Source organism: Paraburkholderia sp. J10-1 (genome assembly GCF_905220165.1).
GTDB lineage: Bacteria > Pseudomonadota > Gammaproteobacteria > Burkholderiales > Burkholderiaceae > Paraburkholderia.
In genome coordinates this window covers 1-329 of the sequence record NZ_CAJMYW010000081.1, presented here as the reverse complement: position 1 = coordinate 329, position 329 = coordinate 1, and the positions used below count along the sequence as shown (strand labels likewise).

The following is a 329-nucleotide window of genomic DNA, read 5'->3' as shown; positions in this document are numbered from 1 at the left end:
CGTCAAAAAACCGCTTGCAAGATGTCATCTGCATGACTAGAATTCCGGTCTTTCGCGCTTTCGATGAAGGCGCGGGGAGACGGGAAGCCCAGGCGAAAGCCTTGTGGCGACTGGGTCTGCGGGTGATGGGAAGTTGAGCGGCAGGTTGAGCGATGTAAAAAAACCTGTTGACAGATCGCCGGGCAGTCTTCATAATCTCGTTTCTCTGCTGCTGACGCAGCAACGCAGAAAGAAGCCGGTGGTTGAGCAGTTCTAACGGCAACTTCGCGATCGATCTTTAAAAATTTACAGCCGATAAGTGTGGGCGCTTGATGCGGTGGCGGCCTGGT

At 53.8% G+C, this 329-nt stretch carries 1 protein-coding gene; it reads right to left on the bottom strand.

Features of this window, described 5'->3' with window-relative positions; translation table 11 throughout:
• Nucleotides 1-2: 2 nt before the first annotated feature.
• Nucleotides 3-329, bottom strand: a 327-nt coding sequence (locus tag U5A65_RS40805; protein WP_321949741.1) for a hypothetical protein, incomplete at its 5' end; no start/stop codon positions are given.